Annotated in this window: 20 protein-coding genes; 11 read left to right on the forward strand and 9 right to left on the reverse strand. The window is 64.5% G+C overall.

The window, feature by feature from the left end:
• The first annotated feature begins 157 nt into the window (after nucleotides 1-157).
• The 4 genes from C2L71_RS04040 (at nucleotide 158) to C2L71_RS04055 (ending at nucleotide 4,320) form a co-directional block, all read left to right on the forward strand.
• Complete coding sequence (locus tag C2L71_RS04040; protein WP_103264502.1) at nucleotides 158-424, forward strand: twin-arginine translocase TatA/TatE family subunit; 267 nt, start codon at nucleotides 158-160, stop codon at nucleotides 422-424.
• Nucleotides 425-630: 206 nt separating this feature from the next.
• On the forward strand, nucleotides 631-2,148 hold the full coding sequence (locus C2L71_RS04045; RefSeq protein ID WP_103264503.1) for a helix-turn-helix transcriptional regulator: 1,518 nt from the start codon (nucleotides 631-633) through the stop codon (nucleotides 2,146-2,148).
• 113 nt (nucleotides 2,149-2,261) lie between these two features.
• On the forward strand, nucleotides 2,262-3,743 hold the full coding sequence (locus C2L71_RS04050; protein WP_103264504.1) for a UbiD family decarboxylase: 1,482 nt from the start codon (nucleotides 2,262-2,264) through the stop codon (nucleotides 3,741-3,743).
• Nucleotides 3,733-4,320: a UbiX family flavin prenyltransferase gene (locus tag C2L71_RS04055; RefSeq protein ID WP_103264505.1), complete on the forward strand. Its 588-nt coding sequence runs from the start codon at nucleotides 3,733-3,735 to the stop codon at nucleotides 4,318-4,320. The genes C2L71_RS04050 and C2L71_RS04055 overlap by 11 nt, the downstream gene beginning before the upstream one ends.
• A 28-nt stretch (nucleotides 4,321-4,348) precedes the next feature.
• Here the strand turns inward: C2L71_RS04055 and C2L71_RS04060 are convergent, their stop codons facing one another.
• The 4 genes from C2L71_RS04060 to C2L71_RS04075 all read right to left on the reverse strand — a co-directional run bounded on the left by C2L71_RS04060 (nucleotide 4,349) and on the right by C2L71_RS04075 (nucleotide 7,863).
• Nucleotides 4,349-5,236 (reverse strand): sensor histidine kinase, encoded by an 888-nt coding sequence (locus tag C2L71_RS04060; RefSeq protein ID WP_103264506.1) that lies wholly within the window; start codon nucleotides 5,234-5,236, stop codon nucleotides 4,349-4,351.
• Nucleotides 5,237-5,239: 3 nt separating this feature from the next.
• Nucleotides 5,240-6,112 (reverse strand): ABC transporter permease, encoded by an 873-nt coding sequence (locus C2L71_RS04065; protein ID WP_239926325.1) that lies wholly within the window; start codon nucleotides 6,110-6,112, stop codon nucleotides 5,240-5,242.
• Nucleotides 6,105-7,016, reverse strand: coding sequence for an ATP-binding cassette domain-containing protein (locus tag C2L71_RS04070; RefSeq protein WP_103264652.1), 912 nt, complete (start codon nucleotides 7,014-7,016; stop codon nucleotides 6,105-6,107). The genes C2L71_RS04065 and C2L71_RS04070 overlap by 8 nt, the downstream gene beginning before the upstream one ends.
• A 142-nt stretch (nucleotides 7,017-7,158) precedes the next feature.
• Nucleotides 7,159-7,863 (reverse strand): response regulator transcription factor, encoded by a 705-nt coding sequence (locus tag C2L71_RS04075; RefSeq protein ID WP_103264508.1) that lies wholly within the window; start codon nucleotides 7,861-7,863, stop codon nucleotides 7,159-7,161.
• Between the two features lie 548 nt (nucleotides 7,864-8,411).
• On the opposite strand from C2L71_RS04075, the gene C2L71_RS04080 reads away from it, so the two are divergent.
• The 4 genes from C2L71_RS04080 to C2L71_RS04095 all read left to right on the forward strand — a co-directional run bounded on the left by C2L71_RS04080 (nucleotide 8,412) and on the right by C2L71_RS04095 (nucleotide 12,099).
• Nucleotides 8,412-9,065, forward strand: a complete 654-nt coding sequence (locus tag C2L71_RS04080) for a response regulator transcription factor (protein WP_103264653.1) — start codon at nucleotides 8,412-8,414, stop codon at nucleotides 9,063-9,065.
• A gap of 1 nt (nucleotide 9,066) precedes the next feature.
• On the forward strand, nucleotides 9,067-10,467 hold the full coding sequence (locus C2L71_RS04085; RefSeq protein ID WP_103264509.1) for a sensor histidine kinase: 1,401 nt from the start codon (nucleotides 9,067-9,069) through the stop codon (nucleotides 10,465-10,467).
• Entirely contained in the window at nucleotides 10,464-11,207 is a 744-nt protein-coding gene (locus tag C2L71_RS04090; protein WP_103264510.1) for a hypothetical protein, read from the forward strand. The genes C2L71_RS04085 and C2L71_RS04090 overlap by 4 nt, the downstream gene beginning before the upstream one ends.
• Before the next feature lie 82 nt (nucleotides 11,208-11,289).
• A complete protein-coding gene (locus C2L71_RS04095) occupies nucleotides 11,290-12,099 on the forward strand; it encodes a M15 family metallopeptidase (RefSeq protein WP_103264511.1) in 810 nt (269 codons plus the stop codon).
• 105 nt (nucleotides 12,100-12,204) lie between these two features.
• Here the strand turns inward: C2L71_RS04095 and C2L71_RS04100 are convergent, their stop codons facing one another.
• The 4 genes from C2L71_RS04100 to C2L71_RS04120 all read right to left on the reverse strand — a co-directional run bounded on the left by C2L71_RS04100 (nucleotide 12,205) and on the right by C2L71_RS04120 (nucleotide 15,647).
• Entirely contained in the window at nucleotides 12,205-12,636 is a 432-nt protein-coding gene (locus tag C2L71_RS04100) for a hypothetical protein (protein ID WP_103264654.1), read from the reverse strand.
• A 234-nt stretch (nucleotides 12,637-12,870) separates the two neighbouring features.
• Nucleotides 12,871-13,479, reverse strand: a complete 609-nt coding sequence (locus C2L71_RS04105; RefSeq protein ID WP_103264512.1) for a putative ABC transporter permease — start codon at nucleotides 13,477-13,479, stop codon at nucleotides 12,871-12,873.
• 15 nt (nucleotides 13,480-13,494) lie between these two features.
• Nucleotides 13,495-14,601 carry a putative ABC transporter permease gene (locus C2L71_RS04110; RefSeq protein WP_103264655.1) on the reverse strand — a complete coding sequence of 369 codons (1,107 nt, stop codon included), beginning with the start codon at nucleotides 14,599-14,601 and terminating at the stop codon, nucleotides 13,495-13,497.
• Between the two features lie 554 nt (nucleotides 14,602-15,155).
• On the reverse strand, nucleotides 15,156-15,647 hold the full coding sequence (locus tag C2L71_RS04120; protein ID WP_239926327.1) for a VanZ family protein: 492 nt from the start codon (nucleotides 15,645-15,647) through the stop codon (nucleotides 15,156-15,158).
• A gap of 190 nt (nucleotides 15,648-15,837) precedes the next feature.
• On the opposite strand from C2L71_RS04120, the gene C2L71_RS04125 reads away from it, so the two are divergent.
• The 3 genes from C2L71_RS04125 (at nucleotide 15,838) to C2L71_RS04135 (ending at nucleotide 18,636) form a co-directional block, all read left to right on the forward strand.
• Entirely contained in the window at nucleotides 15,838-16,671 is an 834-nt protein-coding gene (locus tag C2L71_RS04125; protein ID WP_157938923.1) for a DUF4013 domain-containing protein, read from the forward strand.
• Nucleotides 16,668-17,762 carry an aldo/keto reductase gene (locus tag C2L71_RS04130; protein ID WP_239926329.1) on the forward strand — a complete coding sequence of 365 codons (1,095 nt, stop codon included), beginning with the start codon at nucleotides 16,668-16,670 and terminating at the stop codon, nucleotides 17,760-17,762. The genes C2L71_RS04125 and C2L71_RS04130 overlap by 4 nt, the downstream gene beginning before the upstream one ends.
• 67 nt (nucleotides 17,763-17,829) lie before the next feature.
• A complete protein-coding gene (locus C2L71_RS04135) occupies nucleotides 17,830-18,636 on the forward strand; it encodes a rhomboid family intramembrane serine protease (protein WP_103264515.1) in 807 nt (268 codons plus the stop codon).
• Between the two features lie 35 nt (nucleotides 18,637-18,671).
• Here C2L71_RS04135 and C2L71_RS04140 read toward each other — a convergent pair whose 3' ends face one another.
• Entirely contained in the window at nucleotides 18,672-19,544 is an 873-nt protein-coding gene (locus tag C2L71_RS04140) for a hypothetical protein (protein ID WP_129588471.1), read from the reverse strand.
• Nucleotides 19,545-19,576 lie beyond the last annotated feature (32 nt).

Here is a 19,576-nt window from a genome sequence, read left to right on the forward strand (position 1 = left end):
ATTTGCACGACAAGGAGCACGATCGCAGGATCCGCAAATCATGAGTCTGCACGATAGGCGCCCGTGCGCAGCGGGGGCATACTGGCACAGTCGATTGCGAACCGCACGGCAACGGCCAGAAGAGCCGTTGCCCGAACGCCCACAAGGAGGACCCAACATGAAGATACTCGGTATGGGCATGCCCGAACTCGTTATTATTCTTGCCGTGATCCTGCTCATCTTCGGCCCGAAGAACCTTCCGAAGCTCGGTGCATCCATCGGCAAAACGGTCAAGAGCCTGCGCGAGGGCCTCGGCGGCAACGAGAAGACCGATGCTGCCGAGCTCATCGTCGAGGACAATGCCGAGGAAGCGGAAGCTTCTGATCCGGCCCCGAAGCAGACTGCTGCGAGAACCGCTTCCAAGAAGGCGAGCCAGACGGCGTAGCCTATCCAGCTGATCACTCTCTTTTCAGTGGCGCACCCCCCTCCCTCCCTGCGCCCCGCAACCGCCCGCGGCTGATGCCGCGGGCGGTTGCGCGTATTCAGGGAAAACGCCGCACGGGCACTCGGGCAGTTCAGGACCTCTGCTATCATGGGGAGTCGACAGCCGTCTGTGGGCGGCGCAAGAATCTCCGAGAGAAGGAGGGATCCGTGCGATTCGGCATCCGCGCCGATCAACCTAGCGCTGCGGAGGCCTTCCGCGTTATCGCGGGGTTCGCGTGCAATCAGGGATTCGCGTTTTCGCTGTTTTACCTCGGGACCAATCAGGCTTTCGGCGGTGGTCCCTTCGCGTTCGAGCGGGCGGATCTGTTCGGGACGCTCCTGAGCATGGTTGCTGCGTTCGCGTTGCTTCGCGCCGCTTCGCCGCGCGCCCGAGACGCGCTGCTCGCGCGCCCGCTTCTCTGGTGCTATGCAGGGCTGCTCGTCGTCGGGTCGCTCGTGCCGGCGCTCGCCGAGGCGGGGCAGCCGGGCATCATCGTGGAGAGCGTGCTCGTGGGGGCGCCTGCGGGCCTCATGCTGGCGGCATGGGGACGCGCGCTGGGCCGCCATCCGATGGGAGCATCGGTCCGCCGGGTGTTCACGGCGTCTGCTTTTGCTGCTCTCGCATGCCTTGCGGCAGCGGCCGTACCCGGCGCCGTAGCCCTCTTTGCGCTCAAGCTGCTGCCTCTCGGAAGCGCGCTCGCCCTGCGCGGCCTGCTCGCGAATGACGCTTCCGAGCATCAGATCGGCAGCTCCGTTTCCTCGGAAGCCCGGCCTTCGGGCGCTCCGCTTTCGTTCGGCGACCTGCTTGCCACGAAGGAGCAGCGCGAAGAGGCCGCACGGCTCTCGAAGAAGATCGTGGCTGGCACGGCTCTGTTCGGGCTTGCGGCTGGCTTCATGGGGACGTTCGCCTCCGAGCCCGGCATGGCTTCCATGCCCGCGTTTCCGGCGACCTTGCTTTTGCTCGCGTTGTTCTGCGCAGCGGCGATGCAGCTGTTCTCGTCGGGAGGATTCGAGGTCGCCGATAGATTGGACGGGCGCGCCGCCGAAGGCCCACTCGACAGCGTATACCGGCTGTCGGTGCTCGTGATGATGGCCGGCTTCTTGTTCGTGCCCGTGCTCGGAGCGTTCGGCGTGCCGGGCGAGTCCATCGTGCTCGCGGGGTATCTGGGACTCTCGTGCGTGCTCGTCTCGCTGTTCCTCGTGATGTCCAGGATCACTGGGCAGGATGCTGCGGCGGTGTTCTCGCTCGGGTTTGCCGCACTGTACGCGGGAGAGATGGCCGGCATCGCGCTCGGCAACGGCATCGAGCTGCTGGAACCGGCGGGGCAGGCGCCTTATGCGGTCGCCGCGTTCGCAGGGCTGGCGGTTCTGTTCGCCTATCTGTTCCTGTTCACCGAACGGGATTTCCGTGCGTTGTCGGTCATCGCGCGCGAGGCCGATCGCTTCGGCGACGCCTGCCGCCTCATTGCCGGCGAGTATGGACTGTCCAAGCGCGAGGCCGAGATCTTGCCGTTCGCGCTGAAGGGTAGGACAGGGGAGCGCATCGCCGCCGAGTTCTTCATCTCCAAGAGTACGGTCGATACGCACCTTCGGCGCATCTATGCGAAGACCGGGACGCACGGCCGCCAGGAACTTATAGACCTCGGCGAGCGCACGGCGGGGATGCGAAGCCGTCCGCGCTGCTGAACGTATTGCGGCCCAGCGCTTTGCGCGCCATCGGCGTCGCCGGTTTGCTACAATGCAAGAATGCGAAAAGGGTGCATCGCATGCACCAGAGGGGCAGAGAAAGGACTGCGGCCATGCAGAACCAGGTGAACGATCTGCGCAGCGCGATCGAGCTTTTGAAGGGGATCCCCGGGCAGTACATCGAGACCGACGTCGAGGTGGACCCCATAGACGAGCTGTCGGGCGTGTACCGACGCATCGGATCGGGCGGTACGGTCAAGCGGCCGACACGCCTGGGGCCGGCCATGACGTTCAACGCCATCAAGGGCCACCCCGGTGCGCGTGTGCATATCGGCCTGCTGGCCAGTCGCAAGCGCGTGGGCTATCTGCTCGGGTGCGATCCGAAGCGTTTGGGCTTCCTGCTCAACGAAGCGGTCGACCGTCCTGTCGCGCCCGTCGAGGTGGGCGCCGATAAGGCGCTGTGTCAGGAGGTCGTCTACCGAGCCGAGGACGAGGGCTTCGACATCCGCACCATTTTGCCGGCCCCCACGAATACGCCCGACGACGCCGGCCCGTACCTGACGCTGGGCATGTGCTATGCGCACGATCCTGAAACGGGCGTGCATGACGTCACCATCCACCGCATGTGCTTGGAAGGGCCCGACGAGTTGAGCATCTACATGGTGCCCGGCGCGCGGCACATAGGCCATTTTTACGAGGTCGCCGAAGCGCGCGGCGAAGCGCTGCCCATATCCATCAGCATCGGCGTCGATCCGGCTATCGAGGTGTCGACGTGCTTCGAGCCTCCCACCACGCCGCTCGGCTACGACGAGTTGAGCATTGCAGGCGCGCTGCGCGAGCAGCCCGTGGAACTTGCGCGCTGTTTGACCATCGACGAGCTGTGCATCGCCAACGCTGAGTACGTCATCGAAGGGGAGATCCTTCCCGGTACGCGCATCGCCGAGGATCGCGAATCGGGCACCGGCTTCGCCATGCCCGAGTTCCCGGGCTATACCGGCCCCGCCGTGCCGGAGATCCCCGTGATCAAGGTGAAGGCCGTCACGACGCGCAGGAATCCCATCTTCCAGACCTGCATCGGGCCGAGCGAGGAGCACACCTCCATGACCGGCATTCCCACCGAGGCGAGCATTCTGTCCATGGTAGAGCGCGCCATGCCCGGCAAGCTGAAGAACGTCTACTGCGCAAGTCCTGGCGGCGGCAAGTATCTGGCGGTGCTTCAATTCTGCAAGTCCCAGCCGTCAGACGAAGGGCGCCAGCGTCAGGCCGCGCTGTTGGCGTTCTCTGCGTTCAGCGAGCTCAAGCATGTGTTCATCGTAGACGAGGACGTCGATCCGTTCGACTTGGAGGACGTGCTGTGGGCCATGAACACGCGCTTCCAGGGCGATGTGGATGTCGTGCCCATTCCCGGCGTTCGCTGCCACCCGCTCGATCCATCGAACGATCCGAGCATGTCGCCGAGTATTCGCGAGCACGGAATTGCCTGTAAGACCATCTTCGATTGCACGGTTCCCTTCTCCGAGAAGCATCGTTTCGTACGCGCTCGTTTCTTGGATGTGGACCCGAAGCATTGGGTGCCCGAGTTCGATGGCGAGTAGGGCGGACGCGCGACGCATCGTCGTGGGCGTGACGGGGGCGAGCGGCACGCCGCTCGCGGCCCGCTGTCTGCGCATGCTGCGTGAAATTGACGGCATCGAAGTGCATCTCGTGGCGAGCGAGGCCGCGCGGACGACGGCGGCTTACGAGTTCGACGGACCGTTCGAGGATCTTACGGCGCTGGCCGACGTCTGCCACGATGATGCCGCGCTTGACGCGCCCATTGCCAGCGGCACGTTCGAAACCGGGGGCATGATCGTCGTGCCCTGCAGCATGAAGACGGCAGCCGGCATTGCGAGCGGTTATTCCGACAGCCTCCTTTTGCGCGCTGCGGATGTCACTGTCAAGGAGGGGCGCCGCCTGGTGCTCGTCGCTCGCGAGGCGCCTCTGAGCGTGATCCACTTGCAGAACCTGACACGCCTGGCTTCGCTGCCAGGCGTGTCGATATGCCCGCCTGTCCTGTCGTACTATCATCGACCCGAGAGTCTTGAGGACATGGAGCGCCATATCGTCGCCAAGGCGCTGCAGCAGTTGGGTGTCGATGTCGAGGGATTCGCGCGCTGGGGAGAGGCTTCCTGAGGACGCCTCGAAAAGGGACGCCGAAACGTTACTCCGGGAACGCGAGTTCCACCGACAGCACGTCGCCGTCGAGGCGGGCAGACGCCTTGATGCTCAGGGCATGCGCCAGCTGGGCGACGATGGCCAGCCCGAGGCCGCTGCCCCCGCCGCCGCGGGCGGCGTCGCCCTGGTAGAAGCGCTCGAACAGGCGATCGGCGTCCAAGCTGCCTGGGTCTGCCATGCGATTCTCGAACATCACCGTGCGGCCCTCCTGCACGATGTGCGGGGGCTCGCATCCGTAGCGCAACGCATTCACGGCGAGGTTGCGGAAGATACGAGCGAGGGCGTCGGCGTTCGAGTCGACCATGAGCGCCTCGTGGGAAAGCTCGATCACGGGCTCCCACCTGTACTCCTTGAACTGGGCGTACAGCGAGGCGAGCGCCTCTGCGAGCACCTGGCTCGCATCCACCGGCTCGCGCTCAAGGTGGAAGTCGGGGTCCTGTGCCTGGGCGTAGGTGTACAGCTGGTTGAGCAGTCCCTCAACGTCGTCGAGGCGGCGGCCTACCACGCACAGGTACCGGGCGCGCAGAGCCTCGTCCTCCTCGGCCGCCAGCAGCTGCGTGTAGCCCTGCGCCCCCGCCAGCGGCGTGCGGATGTCGTGCGCGAGGTAGGTAAGGCCGCGCCGCAGGTCGCGTTTGCCCTCCTCGGCGGCGATGCGCTCGCCCTGGTGGCGGTCGATCTGGCGGTTCACCGCCTGCGCGAGCCGCAGGAACCCGCGGGTGCGCACGAACACAGTGACGCGGGCGTTGCTCGCCGACTCCCGGCCCACTAGGAACTTCGCGATGGCGCGCAGCTGCAGCTCCGAGCGCACGAGCTGGGAAGCCAACACGACGACGGCGACAAGGGTGACGGCGAGCAGAGCGACCGCGATCTCCATGGGTTACACGTCCTTCCTCTGGAGCACGACGGCGCTCGCCGCCGCGGCGACGATGATGAACGCCGCGCACACGAGCGCGATGTGCGGCACGCCCAATGGTCCGGCAAGTCCGAGGGAGAGCGAGGACATGCAGGAAGACAGGGTGAAGTCGGCAAGGAACGACGCGCTGGGGAACAACAGCAGCACGGATTGGAGCGCGAGGGTCACGAGCCCCGCGGCTAACACGATGCCGATGACGATGCCCGCCGCCATCTTGCGCGTCACCCACACGGCTAGCGCGGTGAGCATGCCGAAGCCCGTGGCGGCAAGCACCACGAGGGCTGTCCAAAGCAGAAGGTCGGGCAGCGGGCTCATGATGAGCGGAAGCCCTGCGACGGCGGCCGTAGCCAGGGTTGCCACGACGATGAGCGCCGTGAACACCGCCGCGAGGATCGCGATCTCGAGGAAGCGCGCTCCCAGGAACGCAAGGCGGTTCGGCTGCACGGTGAACACGTTCTTGCTGAAGCCGCTTTCGAACTCGGTCGCCAGGAAGATGGCCACGAACACGGCGAACAGGGAGGATAGCCCGCCGCCGCCGAGGAACACGTTGCCGATGAGCGCCTCGGGCGTGAGGCCCTGGGCGACAAGGCCCGCCAGGGCATTCGCTTGCAGGAGGTCGTCCGCATCCGGTCCGCTCGGGCTCGTGAACCCGATGTTGACTCCGGCGGGAGCTCCGTTTGTGTACGACACCTTCATCGACTCCAGGAACGTCGGGTCGGTGATGACGGCCATGGTTCCCGCGCCTGCGGCGGCCAGCACCACAATGATGCCGAGGAATATCCACAGCGACTTGCCGTGGACGAGCCGATACAGGTCCATTCTCAAGATATTAGCCACGGTACTCAGCCCCCATCATCTCAACGAAGAACTCCTCCAGGTCGCGGCGGTGCGTGAACAGGGCGCTCACGGCGATGCCCTGCTCGTTCAAGGCCGAGCCCACTTCTCCCGCGTCCGCGCCGCCATAGATGCGGATGGCGCCGTCGGGCAGGGCCTGTAAGTTCAGGGCCCCGAAGCGCTCTTGCAGCACGGCCAGGGCGAGCGTGGGGTTCGCAGCCTCGAGCTGCAGGAAGTCGCTGCACTCCTGGTCGACCTCGGCGGCCGTGAGCTCGCGCACCATGCGCCCCTCCCGGATGACGCCGTAGCGCGTGGCCATCTTCCCCAGCTGCTCCAGCACGTGCGAGCTTACCACCACGGTGACGCCGCGCTCCTCGTTCAACCGCACGATGAGCTGGCGGATCTCGCGCGCGCCCTCCGGATCCAGGCCGTTGAGCGGCTCGTCGAGCAGCAGCAGGTCGGGCTCGCCCAGAAGCGCGAGTGCAAGCCCTAGGCGCTGCTTCATGCCCATGGAAAACGTCTTGGCCTTCTTGGAGCCCGCGCCTTCGAGGCCGACGAACGCGAGGAGATCCTGCACTGCGGCCTTCGGGTCGACGAGTCCCAGCGCGAGCGCCTTCATCATGAGGTTGTCGACAGCGGTCATGCTGCCGTAGAGTCCCGGCTGCTCGATGAGCACGCCGATGCGCCTCGAGGCGCCCGCCTCCCGGGGTGACGTGCCGAACACGTGCGCCTCGCCGCCCGTGGGCGCTGCCAGCCCCGCGAGCATCCTCATCACCGTGGTCTTGCCGGCCCCATTGCGTCCGACGAACCCGTATATGTCGCCTTGATCGACGTGCATGTCGAAGTGGTCGACGGCCGTCTTGCCGCCGAAGGTCTTCGTGAGCCCGCAGGCTTCGACTACGTTCACGTCCTCGCTCCTCTCGGTATCGCTTTCTATGGTTTCCTTCTCGCCACCCACGATACGGAAAGGATGTTCAGCGATTCGCCTCGAAAACGTTAAGAAAGTTATAAGCTGCTGAGGGCGGCGGGGTCGCGCTCATGGCGCCAGCTCACTCTGCCAGCTTGAAGCCGATGCCCCAAACCGTCTCCAGGTAGGCGTCGGTGCCGGAGGGCTTCAGCTTGCCGCGGATGTTGCTCACGTGCACGTTTACGGCCTTCTCTTCCACGACGCAGTCTTCGTTCCATGCCGCCTGGAATAGCTCTCGCTTCGTGAACACCTTCTTCGGTCGGCGCACGAGCGCCTCCACGATGCCGTACTCCAGGCGTGTGAGCCTCACAGGTTCCCCGGCGGCTACGAGGGTGCGCGCTTCGGTATTGAGCACCCAGTCCTTGAACCGCAGCGTGGCAGAGGTGCACGTCGTACTGCGCGACGCATGGCGCAGCTGCACGGCGACGCGCGCGAGCAGCTCGTCGAGGTCGAAGGGCTTGGCTACATAGTCGTCGGCCCCCAGCTCCAGAAGCTCCACCTTGTCGCCCGGATCGGTGCGGGCCGACACCACGATGACGGGCGCATCGCTGTGCGCGCGGATCTCGCGCACGAGCTCCTCGCCGGAGGCGCCCGGCAGCATGAGGTCGGTGATGACGAGGTCGAAAGGTTCCTCGCCTGCGGTGGTGGCCGCTTTGAATACGAGGCGTGCCTCGCTTCCCGAGAACGCCTGCGTGCAGGCGTAGCCCGCCTTCGCAAGCGAGGCGGCCATCACGTTGTTGATGTCGATGTCGTCTTCGATGACGAGGATGCGTGCGCTGTTCTTCATACGGCCATTGTAGCCGAATCGGAGTGCTGCCTGCGCAGCCCTGCAGCAGATGGAGAAGTTGTGCATGACGCCGCGGGCGCCGCGACCGTCGTGACGGGGAGGGAGGGAAGGGAAACGTCACGCAGTCGCGGCGCCGTCGGCAGCGAGGGCTGACCGAACGGGCGTGGGCGCTATCCAAAACATGATGAAACGCCCGTGATACGTACAACTAGAGGAAGCGCGGCATCGGCGAGCGGGATCGCGGCGATGCTCCGAACTCCGAACGCAGCGGGGCTTTGCTCCGGACCGTTCATCCGCCGTATCGCACAACCCTGCTCCGTCGGCTTCCGCCATCATCGTATAGGCTCAACCCCTCTGCCCGGCAGCGAAAAGGCATCAAAACGGCATCATATTCGGGTAAGATGTGCATACGCGCGGTGCCGAGCATCTGCGGAGAGAGGCATTGTGGTGTTCGCTGCGCTGTGTCGATGTCGGCGAAGCTCCGTTCCCTCTGCCGTTTTGATGCCGGCTCAGGGTAGAGTGGACGAGGGAGACGAGGGAGGTTGCGCGTGATCAAGATTTTGATCGTCGAGGATGAAAAGCCCATTTCGAACCTGATACGGTTGAGCCTGACCAAGGAAGGCTATTCCTGTTCATGCGCTTACGATGGCGACGAGGCTGCCGATATGCTGGAACGCGAGCGGTTCGACCTCGTGCTCCTGGACGTCATGCTGCCGGAGATCGACGGGTTTGAGCTGATGGAGCTTATCCGGCCCCTTGAGGTTCCGGTCATGTTCATCACGGCGAAGGATGCGGTGGCCGATCGGGTGCGGGGCCTGCGCGCGGGCGCGGAGGACTATATTGTCAAGCCTTTCGAAATCGTCGAGCTGCTTGCAAGGATCGACGTTGTGCTTCGCCGGTACCGGAAGAACGAGTCGGTCATCGAAGTGGGCGGGTTGCACATCGATGTCGAGGCCATGCAGGTGCGCAAAGACGGAGCCGAAGTTTCACTGACGAAAAAGGAGTACGATCTGCTGCTCTTGTTTGCCCAGAATCCCCATCGCGCCCTTTATCGGGAGACTATCTACGAGCGCGTTTGGGGAGGGGAGTACCAGTATGGCAGCAAGACGGTCGACCTGCACGTGCAGCGCTTGCGGAAGAAGGTGGGCTGGGAGGATCGGTTGCTGGCGGTGAACAAGGTGGGCTACCGGCTCGAGGCATGACGTGAAGTTCCGGTTGAAGATAACGCTGTGTATGCTCGGTCTGCTCTCCGTATTATTCGGAGTGGGAGGCGGCCTGCTGATCACGCTCTCGTTCCACGATTCGCTCGAGCGCGAGGAAGCGTCCGCATACAATGCCTACCAGATGGTGCTCGGCACCCTCCAGATCGTAAACGCTGCCTCCGAGCAGACGGACTACGCCGACGTCTCCGAAACGCTCAGGCAGCTTTCGGAGCAGAACGAGGGATCGTGGAGCGCGCTGCGCCTTTACACCGCATCCCAGACCGTCTACGAACACGACGCCGCCGACCTCGATCGTCCTGACGAGCTGCCGGCGCTCGGCAGCTGTTCGATGCGCCATGCGACCACGGATGGCGACGGGCATCTGCTGGCTCTCTCGGGAGCGCTCGAGGCGGATGACGAGACGCTGTATCTGGATATGGCGTTCGATGTATCGTCCCTCTTCGAGGCGCGCCAGGCTCAGCTGTGGACCTACCAATGGGTGTTCCTGCTCATGGCCGCCTTGTGTGCCGTGCTTTCGTACACGCTTGCGCGCGTGCTCACCGCGCCGCTCGTACGCCTATCCGAGGCGTCGCGCTCCATTGCAGCGGGCCAACTGTCGACTCGCGTGCGCGTGCGGACCGAAGACGAGGTGGGCCTCGTTGCCCGCGACTTCAACGCCATGGCCGAGGCCATGGAGGAGAATGTCTCCCGTCTCGAGGAGGCGGCGGCGCGCCAGGAGCGGTTCATGGGCAGTTTCGCCCACGAGGCAAAGACACCGCTGACCTCCATCATCGGCTACGGCGACCTCATCAGAGGCCAGGTGCTCAATGCGGAGGAGCAAACGCAGGCGGCCGACTACATCGTCTCGGAAGGCAAACGGCTGGAGAACCTGTCCGCCAAGCTGCTGGAGCTGCTCGTGCTGAAACGAGAGGACGTCTCGCTCTCGGCGGCGTCCCCCTCGGCGCTCGTCCAGGGGCTCGCCGCGCGTTGGGAACCCCTGTACCGCGCGCAGGGGATCGAGCTGTCGTGCGAATGCGAGGAGGGATGGTGCATGCTCGAGCCCGACTTGGTCAAGTCGTTGCTCGTCAACGTATGGGACAACGCCCGCAAAGCGATGGACGGGCGCAGCGGCAGCATACGCGTGCGGTGCGAGATGCTGGTCGACGGCTGCAGGCTGTCCGTGAGCGACGACGGGCGCGGCATTCCTCCCGATGCACTCGAGCATCTCGATGAGGCGTTTTTCCGCGTGGACAAGTCGCGCGCCCGCGCGCAGGGCGGGGCGGGACTCGGGCTGTCGCTGTGCCGAGAGATCGTCGACGTGCACGGCGGCTCCCTGCGCTTCGAAAGCAAGGTCGGAGAAGGCACGACCGTGATCGCCGAGCTGAGAGGAGGCGCGGCATGAAAGCGGTGCGCGCTCTGCCCGTCCTGCTGACCGTACTGGTCGTTGCCGTGGGCGCCTGCATCCCCCTGTTCGCTTCTGCGGCCCTGGACCGTCAACTCGAACACGAGACGAAGCGGTGGGAGGATACGAGCGTTTCATTGGTGCTCTCGCAGGAGGGCGATTTCTTCCAGACTTTGGAACTGTTCCGCTCCGACCACTCCCAGGTGGAGCTGTCGGAAGGTGAGGCCATGAACGCCGAAAAGGCCCAAGAGGCCGCTCGGTATGCCGCCGCTTTGCTCGCCCTCGGGATTCCCATGGAGGAAGAGCCGAGTGTCGTGCCGATGCTGTTCGCGAGTTCGGGCGCCCCGGTGTCCTCCGGTATCTTCTGGTGCTGCACATGGGGCGAGAAAGACAAGCAGGCTCAGCTATGGATCGACGATCAGAGCGGCCGCATGGTGGCGCTCGAAAGCCCGATTTCCCCTTCCGAGGTCTACGCGTCAGACAGCCCGTTCCACGAGGCGGCGTTCAACGTGCTGGAATATTGCCAGACCCAGTATCCGATCGATTCTCTGGACTATGAGATCAGCCAGGATGCCGCCGGAGACGAAACGGCCGCCTCAACGGAGGACGCGGTCAGCGTCTCGAAAACGGGACGTTTCGCGCAGTACCTGGTGACCCTATCGAGAACGGTCGACGGTCGCACTGAATCGTGTCCTGTGCCCATGATGATTGACGGCGAGCAACTCTTCTTCAATCTGTGATGACGTTCCGATGCCGCTCGGCTGCCGAACGGACGCGATGCTTTTCTATCATAGCGAATGTTGTTGGTAGAAAGGTGAGCGCATGAACAGAACGACGCGACGATTCGCACCTCGGCGGCGCGCTTTGAGGCCCGTTCGCCCGCGCCGCCGCGCTCTCGCACGGCTGGTGGCGGTATACATCCTTGTGGTGGGCTGCCTGTTCGCAGGCCTGCGTCTTGCGGACGGAGCGCTTGCGGCGCAGCAGGACGAGCGGCCTGCTGCACAGACCGCGGGCCAGGAAGCAGAGGCGCGAAAGACCGGCTACGACGGACCCTCGAGCGCCGGCGACTGGAATCTGGTGCTCATCAATCGGGACAACCCGCTTCCGGAAGGATACGAGGTGACGACCGCGCCGTTGGCGGGCGGCCAAGCCGTGGACGATCGCTGCCTTGCCGACCTGCAAGCTATGATGGATGATTGCCGAGCTGCTGGGCTCGAGCCGGTCATCTGCTCGTCCTACCGCACGCAGGACAAGCAGCAGGAGCTTTTCGACGAGCAGGTTCGAATACTGGAATCCCGAGGACTCTCAGAAGGGGAAGCACGGGCGAAAGCGGGTACGTCTGTCGCACTTCCTGGCACAAGTGAGCATCAGCTCGGTTTAGCGGTGGATATCGTGGACGCTCGCAACCAGCTTCTGGACTCAAGCCAGGAGAGCATGCCTGTACAGCAATGGCTGATGGCGAACAGCTGGTCATACGGATTCGTCCTGCGGTATCCTTCGGACAAGAGCGATGTAACCGGCATTATCTACGAACCCTGGCACTATCGCTACGTGGGAAAGCCCGCCGCGCGCGAGATGCACGAGGCGGGCCTGTGCCTAGAGGAGTACCGGGCGCTCGTATCGGGTTCGTGAGCGATCTCGGCCGGATGTCCCGCCGCAGGCGCCTGCGGCGGGTCCTCGCCGTTTCCCGCGCTCGCGGCCAGCGGCAAAGGAGCGAAGAACCCTTACCGCCGCATCTTAGAAGAGGCGCCCGCTCCGTTCCATGGAGAGGACGGCCTTGACGCCGACGAGAGCGCATGCCGCGACCACGATAGCTCCCGCCGCCCCGCTCGCGATGAGCCGCACGGGGCATGAGTCGAAGGGCGAGCGGTCGTAGATGTAGATGGCCGAGCTGCCCTCCTCTTCGCTGTCGATGTCGTCCCCTGCACCGGACGGATCCCTATCGTCGGCCTGGCGGTGGTTCTCCGTTGCGGGCGCTGCGGACTCGTCGTTGGACGTACCGGGCGAATCGTTGCGGCGATCGGCTTCGATCTTCTCGGGCTCGCCTTCCGCCTTTCCTCGATGCTCCTCTTCGGTATTCCTGGTCTCGCCGTCGCCCATAAGGGCGTCCATGCCGCGTCCCAGCGCTCCGGGCCGCGTGCTGCTGTCTTTGGTTTCCTTTGAGCTCATATGCACTCCTTCGCTCTCGATCATCGGGCGCCGCCTTCTCGGCTGCGCTTCGACGGAAGAGGGATCCGGGGCGCGGCCGGTCCCGTCGGACGAGGCTTCAGGCGGCAAGCACAACCGTACCTCGGGCGGGGAGGACTCGTTCTTGAAGCGTGCCGTCGCGTCGCCGCTGCGTGGGCGATCTGCAACGGGCGCGTCAGGACGGCGAGGCCTTCCTGCGCTTCGAGGGCGAAGCGTCTAGGCCGCGGCGAACTTCACGGCGCAGAGCGCTGCAAAGCACACGACGACGCTCGCTGCAAGTGCGTTCATGGCGCGCGGCGGCACCTTCGCCAGTGTCTTCTCGCAGAGCGGGTACACGCACCAGGTATAGAGCATGGCCACGGCGCCCAGCGCCATGTCGTTCACGAGCCACGCTTGGCCGAGCACGTTCAAGGGCAGCTGTGAGTTGTCCCAGAGCGGGAACTCGCCGGCGGTGTTGGGCTGGTTGAGCATGAGGCCCATGCCCAGCTCCATGACCAGGCACACTGCAATGGTGATCAGGTAGAACTGCGCGCCGGCACCGAACAGCGTGCGTCGGCGCGCCACGAGGCGCTGTTTGAGCGGCTCGAGCAAAAGCACGCACACCGCGACTCCTACGCCGTAGACGAGGAACGGGTAGAACGGGTCGTCCCACACGAGCGAGTCGGCGTCTACAATGCCGAACAGGTTCATGAACGTGCAATAGGCGATCTCCATCCAATGCCCGATGACGCTGAACGCGCAGAAGTGCACGACGAGGTTGCGCCAGAACGAGAACGTGCCCGGCAAAACGCCATGAAGCTTGCGATCGTTCGCGAGATGCGGCATGATCCTCCCGCAGGGCTAGCCGGACTCGGGCGCGGTGGGTTGCGCCTGCTGCGCTTGGGCTGCCGCAGCCTCCGCTTCCGCAGCAATCGTTGACGCGTCGAAGTCGGGCAGCAGGACGTTCACGCAGTAGAAGAAGAACAGGATGCAGAAGACGATGACCACGGCGACAAACGCTACGTTCATGACGTCCTTGGAGAACCGTGCGAGGAACGTTTCCAGACCGGGGTAGACGACCCAGGTCATGAGCGTGGCCACGATACCGAACGCCACGGCGTTCTGTAGGCACACCTGGCCCATGAAGTTGCAGAACATGTCGCTGTAGTCCCACAGTGGGTACGCGCCGTCGGGGCCGGGCTGGTTGAGCATGAGGCCCATGGCCAGCTCGATGCCGGTGCACACGAGCGCGTTCACGACGAAGCTGAGCGCGAGCGGCAGCGCGTGGCCCTTGAGGTGCTTCTGCAGGAAGTTCTTCACGGGGAACAGCAAGAGCACGCAGGCCACGGCCCCGAAGCCGTACACGCAGAACGGGTAGAGCCAATCCGACCAGATCTGAGAGTTCGGGTCGTAGATGCCGGGGATGAGCCCGAAGCGGATCAACGTGCAATAGCCCGCTTCCATCCAGTGCCCCACCACGCTGAACACGCAGAAGTAGATGATGAGATTGCGCCAGAAGCCCCATGTGCGCGGCCGGTAGAAGTCGATGTGGCGCTGGAGATCGGCGTGCTTGATCTCTGCCGAGAAGGGCTGGGTGAGCACGGCCTTGGCGCGGCGCGACGTAAGGAAGTAGACGAGCAGGATGATGTCGGACGATGACGCGATGAGCTGGCCGACGATGTCGAACTGCCCCATAGCTAGGTTGTAAGCGCTGCCCACGACGATGTTGAACAGGCTGAACCCTATGATGAAGTGGCGTGCAAGGTGCTTGCGCTGCCAGATGAGCCAAAGACTCACGCCGTCGAACACAAGGTTGGCGAAGTCGAGCATCTCGCCGAAGCCCAACTCGTCGCCGCCCTTCACCACGAACACCAGAAGCGAGATGGTGAAGACGACATTGCAGGCGAAGAACACCTCGATGAGGCGCATGAAGCCGAGCTTCTTCGGGTCGCTGAAATCCTTTGGCATAGACGGTGCTCCAATGCTCGCACAGGGGAGAAAATCGGTCTCGGCCATCGCCAGGTAAACCTTCCCTGTCCGCTCGGCGATGGGCCACAGGCGATTATAGCGCGCCGTTTTCCCCGATGGCGCTCCATAGAAGAGGTTTAACCCACGGTTGCAGGTCGGGTTCGTGCGCGTGCGGCGCGTGTCGGGCTGGACGATGTACTGCGCGCGTCGCGAAAGCCGTACGGCTGCTCGGCGAGATGGGCGGCTGGCGGCCACTTCATGAGGACGCTCCAGAAGGTCTTCTCGATGCGTTCGACAGCCGACAGGTCCGCTTGGCCTGGCCCGGGTTGCAGGCGGACGAGCTGGTCGGCGCGAACGCAACCTTCGAGAGTCCTTTCGCCAACGAGATCGAAAGCGGCGGGCACGATGGCGTGGTTTTTGGCAATGCCGGCGAAGCCTGCGCAGAACATCGAAGGACGCTCGCCGGGCCTCGAGGTGCCCATGCTTGCGCAGTCCGCGGTCATCCTAGCCGTGGCGCTGGGAGTGGGGCTTGGGGCGTCGGCGTTCCTGCGGCATCAGCGTTCGCTGCGCGAGAAAACCGCACGCGCGACGAGCGCGCCAAGGGACGCGCCGAGCGTGTCGACCAACCAGTCGAGCGGGTCGCACATCCGTCCGGGTACGAAGTACTGATGGAGCTCGTCGGTCACGCCGAAGAGGCTCGCGCAGGCGATCGCGACAAGGCAGGCGCGCGCAAGCGGAATATGGAGGCGCAGCGCGTTGGCTAGAAGGAATCCCAGTATCGCGTACTCGCAGAAGTGGGCCGCGGGCGAGAGCAAGTCGACGTACGGCCCCAGCAGGCTCTGCTGCATGGCTTTCAGGTTGCGGTAGAGTTCCGAGAAGAGGCCGAGATCGCCGCTGAGGTTCGATCCGGTGTTCGACGACATGAACACGACGAGGCACGCCCAAGCGGCGACGAGGGCCCAGCGCATGGCGGCGCGGCATGCGCGGGGGATCTTCCGCGGGCGTGGCGTGGCAGTTTCATCGACGTTTGTCTGGCGGATGTCCATAAAGGCACCTTACCATAGCGGCGAGCGAATGTGCACATGTCGTCCGCAATGCAACACGGACCAATCCGAGCGGCGTCTGCTTTCGCTCGGCCGGGGTTTTCCGCGCGTCTCGCGACCGCGTCGAAGAGCATCCCGCCGAGTGGGCGGGGACGTCCTGCTCGAAGCGGCGTACATAAGGTACAATGGTTCCATGGAACATCAAATCTTGCAAGAGAAGCCCGCATCCGGCTGGAAGACGCTCGTCATGGCCTTCGGCGACGTGGTTCGCTCGCCCAGCTGGCCGGTGAAGATGCTGCAGATGGGGCTGGTGTCGGTTGTGCCCGTGTTCGGGGCTGTCGTGTTGAACGGATACCTCCTCGGCTGGGCGCGCGATGCGGCCTGGGGACGCACGGAACCCCTGCCGGCGCGCTTGTTCGGCAACGAGGACGGGGCGCTGTATCGGCGCGGCTGGTACGCCTTCGTCATCAGCTTGGTGTACGGGCTTGCGCTGGCCCTCGTATACGCCGCATGCGTTTCGCTGTCGCAATCGGCGTTTCCGGCTGCAGTCGGGCAGCCGGCCGTCCTCGATCTCTACGCATACGCCCAGCAGCGTGTCGCTATCCATCCTATCCTGCTTGCAGTCTACTATGCGGCCTCCCTCGTTATCTCTCCTTTCATGCTCGTCTCGATGATGCGCATGAGTATCTACGGTCGCCTGGGCGCTGGCTTGCAGTTCGGCCGCGTTCTTGCCATGGTTCGGAAGGGCCTCGCGAGCATTGCCGTCATCGTTGTGGTCACGGCGCTGGCGGAGGAGGCTGTATCGGCTTTGAGCGGGCCGCTTTCCGATGCGGCGCTGTCGGCGCAGCTCGATCCGCTTGCGACGTTCGGGACGTTCGCCGGCCTCGTGGCGGCGCTCGCCCTTCTCGCGTTCGTAAACGCGGTGTCGATCCGCGCGGCGGGTTTGTGGACGGCCCGGTTCGACGTGCCCCGATGGAAGGGCTACGGCGATCCTTTGCCGTTCGAAGAAGAAGGGAACGATGCATGAACAGGACGGAAGCCACCGTGCCGATGAATCGCGTTGTTCTGGGGTCGACGGGCATCGTGTCGCCCCAAGATGCCTTCGGCGCGCTGCCCATCCAGCGCATCTCGTTCGACGAGGCGGAGCGCCTTCTGCGCCGCGCCGTGGACGGGGGCATGTCGTTCTTCGACACTGCGCGTGCCTACTCCGACAGCGAGGAGAAGATGGGGCGTGCCCTGCACGGCTTGCGTGATCGCGTTGCGATCGCCACCAAGACCATGGCCAAAACCCCCGAGGATTTCTGGGACGATCTGCATACGTCGCTTAGCAACCTTCGAACCGACCATGTCGATCTCTACCAATTCCATTGTATTGACCGCGTGTGGGAGCTCGGCGACGGCACCGGCATGTACGAATGCATGGTCGAAGCCAAGCGACAGGGCAAAATCAATCATATCGGCGTCACGGCGCACAAGGTGGGGACGGCCTTCGAGGCCGTCGAGACCGGTCTGTACGAGACGATGCAGTTTCCATTCAACTATCTGTCCTCTCCGCGCGAGACGGAACTCGTATCGGCGTGCGAGCGCAAGAACATGGGGTTTATCGCAATGAAGGGGCTCGCCGGCGGCCTTCTTATGAATGCCGATGCGCTGATGGCCCATATGGCGTGCTTCCCGAACGCGCTGCCCATCTGGGGCATCCAGCGTCTGGAAGAACTCGAGACATGGCTATCGTACATCGAGGAGGGGCAGCCTCGGATGAGTCCGGAGCTGGCTGCGGCCATCGAAGCGGATCGGGCTGAGCTGGCAGGCTCGTTCTGCCGTGGCTGCGGCTACTGCGCCCCTTGCCCGCAGGGCATCGTCGTCAACCAGTGCGCCCGTATGTCGCTGATGGTGCGCCGGGCGCCTTCCGATGTCTGGCTGAGCGAAGCGTGGCAGACGGAGATGGACAAGATCGATTCGTGCACCGAGTGCCGGTCATGTGTCGAGCGCTGCCCGTACGGGCTGGACGTTCCGGCGGTGCTGAAAGAGAACCTGGAAGACTATCGTCGCCTCCTTGCCCGCCGTGTCGAAGCGGGAAGTGCCGAAAGTGCGGTGGACGGGCGCGGCCCCGCATGAGGGCGTGCACGTCGGATTCGCCTCGGATGCCAGAGCGTGCGGGAGCGAAGATTGCAAGGAGCCTTCCATGCCGTACAAGGTGAACGATCGCGGCGGACAGCGGCCTGTCATCGAAGACGAGCAGCTCGAGCGCATGATGGGCGCGAGCACGCCCGGATTCTTCGCGCGCAACCGGTTCCGTCTGGTTACGCTCGCGCTTATCGCGATAAACGTGATCGTTTTCGCGGTCGAGGCGGCGGTATCCGTCCTTGCCGGCGCGCACGTGGGGGTCAGGGTCGACGTGCCGCCCCTCGTGCTCGTGGGCATGGGGGCGATGTACGCGCCGCTCGTGCAGGCGGGCGAGCTGTTCCGGTTCGTCACGCCCATGTTCCTGCATATGGACCTCATGCATCTCGGCTTCAACATGGTGGCGCTCTACAGCGTAGGCGAGGTGCTGGAGTGCGTGCTCGGGCGCGGCAACTTCCTGACGCTCTACTTCGTGGGAGGCATCACGGGCAACGCCGTGTCGTATGCGGCCGACGTGCTGGCGGGCGGGATGCCCGCTGTGAGCGCCGGAGCGTCGACGAGCGTGTTCGCGCTGTTCGTGGCTGTGGCGCTGCTCGGCGTGCTGCACAAGGGCAACCGCCACGTGTTCGCCCAGTACAGTAAGAGCATGCTCGCCATTATCGGCGTCAACGTGGCGTACACGTTCCTGGTGCCGGGCATCTCCGTGAGCGGGCATCTGGGCGGCGCGCTCGGCGGCCTCATCGCCATGTTCATGGTGCCTTCGAAGAACCTATGCGTGCCGAATGCAGTGCGCATCGTCGTGGCTGTGCTGTGGACCGCCGCGCTCGCGTGGGCGGTCGTCGGGGCGTTGGGCTACGGATCGGGGTAGGCTCTCGCGGCGTCGAAATACGGAGCAGCACGTCTTCATATCCTTGTGTGCTCGGAGGCTTCCAGGAGTCTGCGCGCGAACGGCACGAGCGCTCTGCCATGCGTTGTGCGCAGGTAGCCCTCGTCGAGGCCTTGCGGCCCCAGCCTGATGCGATCCAGGCCGTCGGCGTCCTTGAACATGCGGTAGACCGTTGCGGCGTCGGCTCGGGCGCGTGCTGGAACAAGCGATCCTAGATCGTCGATGCCCAGTTCAGGAAGGGCGTTGCGGCGAATCGCTTCCTCGATGGCCTCCAGTCCTGCATCGTCGTCGCGGTCGTGCCACTTGACGGCTAGGTACGTACGCGGGTCGAAATCGATGTTCGCTCCCGCCGTGGTGCTTCGCTGCGCACCGGTGCCCGTGTCGCGGCAAAACTGCGCGTAGTAGGCCGCGGCACGCGCTCCGTGGCCGGTGTCGAGGTACGGGTCCTTGCGCCGAGAATCATGAAAGGCGGCGGCCATTGCCAGCGCGCATGCGTCTTCGTCAGCCAGGCCCTCGAGGTCTGCTATGACGAGCGATAACATGAGCACACGCGCCCAGTGCGGCCTGAAGTGTATGGCGCCGCCCGTGGCCCAAGGTTGCAGGTCGCCGTCGATGAACGCAAGCCAGCGTTCGAAGTCGCGCCGGACGCGATCGGTCGGCGCCTGCCGAGCAAGCGGTTCGAGCGGCTCGTCGGCTATGTCCTCGGTTCGCAGCTCGTTGGCTATGATCTCCGCGAAGCCTGGATCTTCCATGGCGCTGGCGAACGCATCCGAGCCTCCTGCGAGGCCGTTGAGGAAATGCTCGGCGATCCGTCCATCTTCCGCACGCATTCGCTCCACACGGTAAGCCGGGCGCCCGACGATCCCATCGTTTGTTCTATCGGTGTTCATCTGCAGCGGCCTTGTCGATTGCGATCGTTGCG

Source organism: Enteroscipio rubneri (genome assembly GCF_002899715.1).
Classification (GTDB): Bacteria; Actinomycetota; Coriobacteriia; order Coriobacteriales; family Eggerthellaceae; genus Enteroscipio; species Enteroscipio rubneri.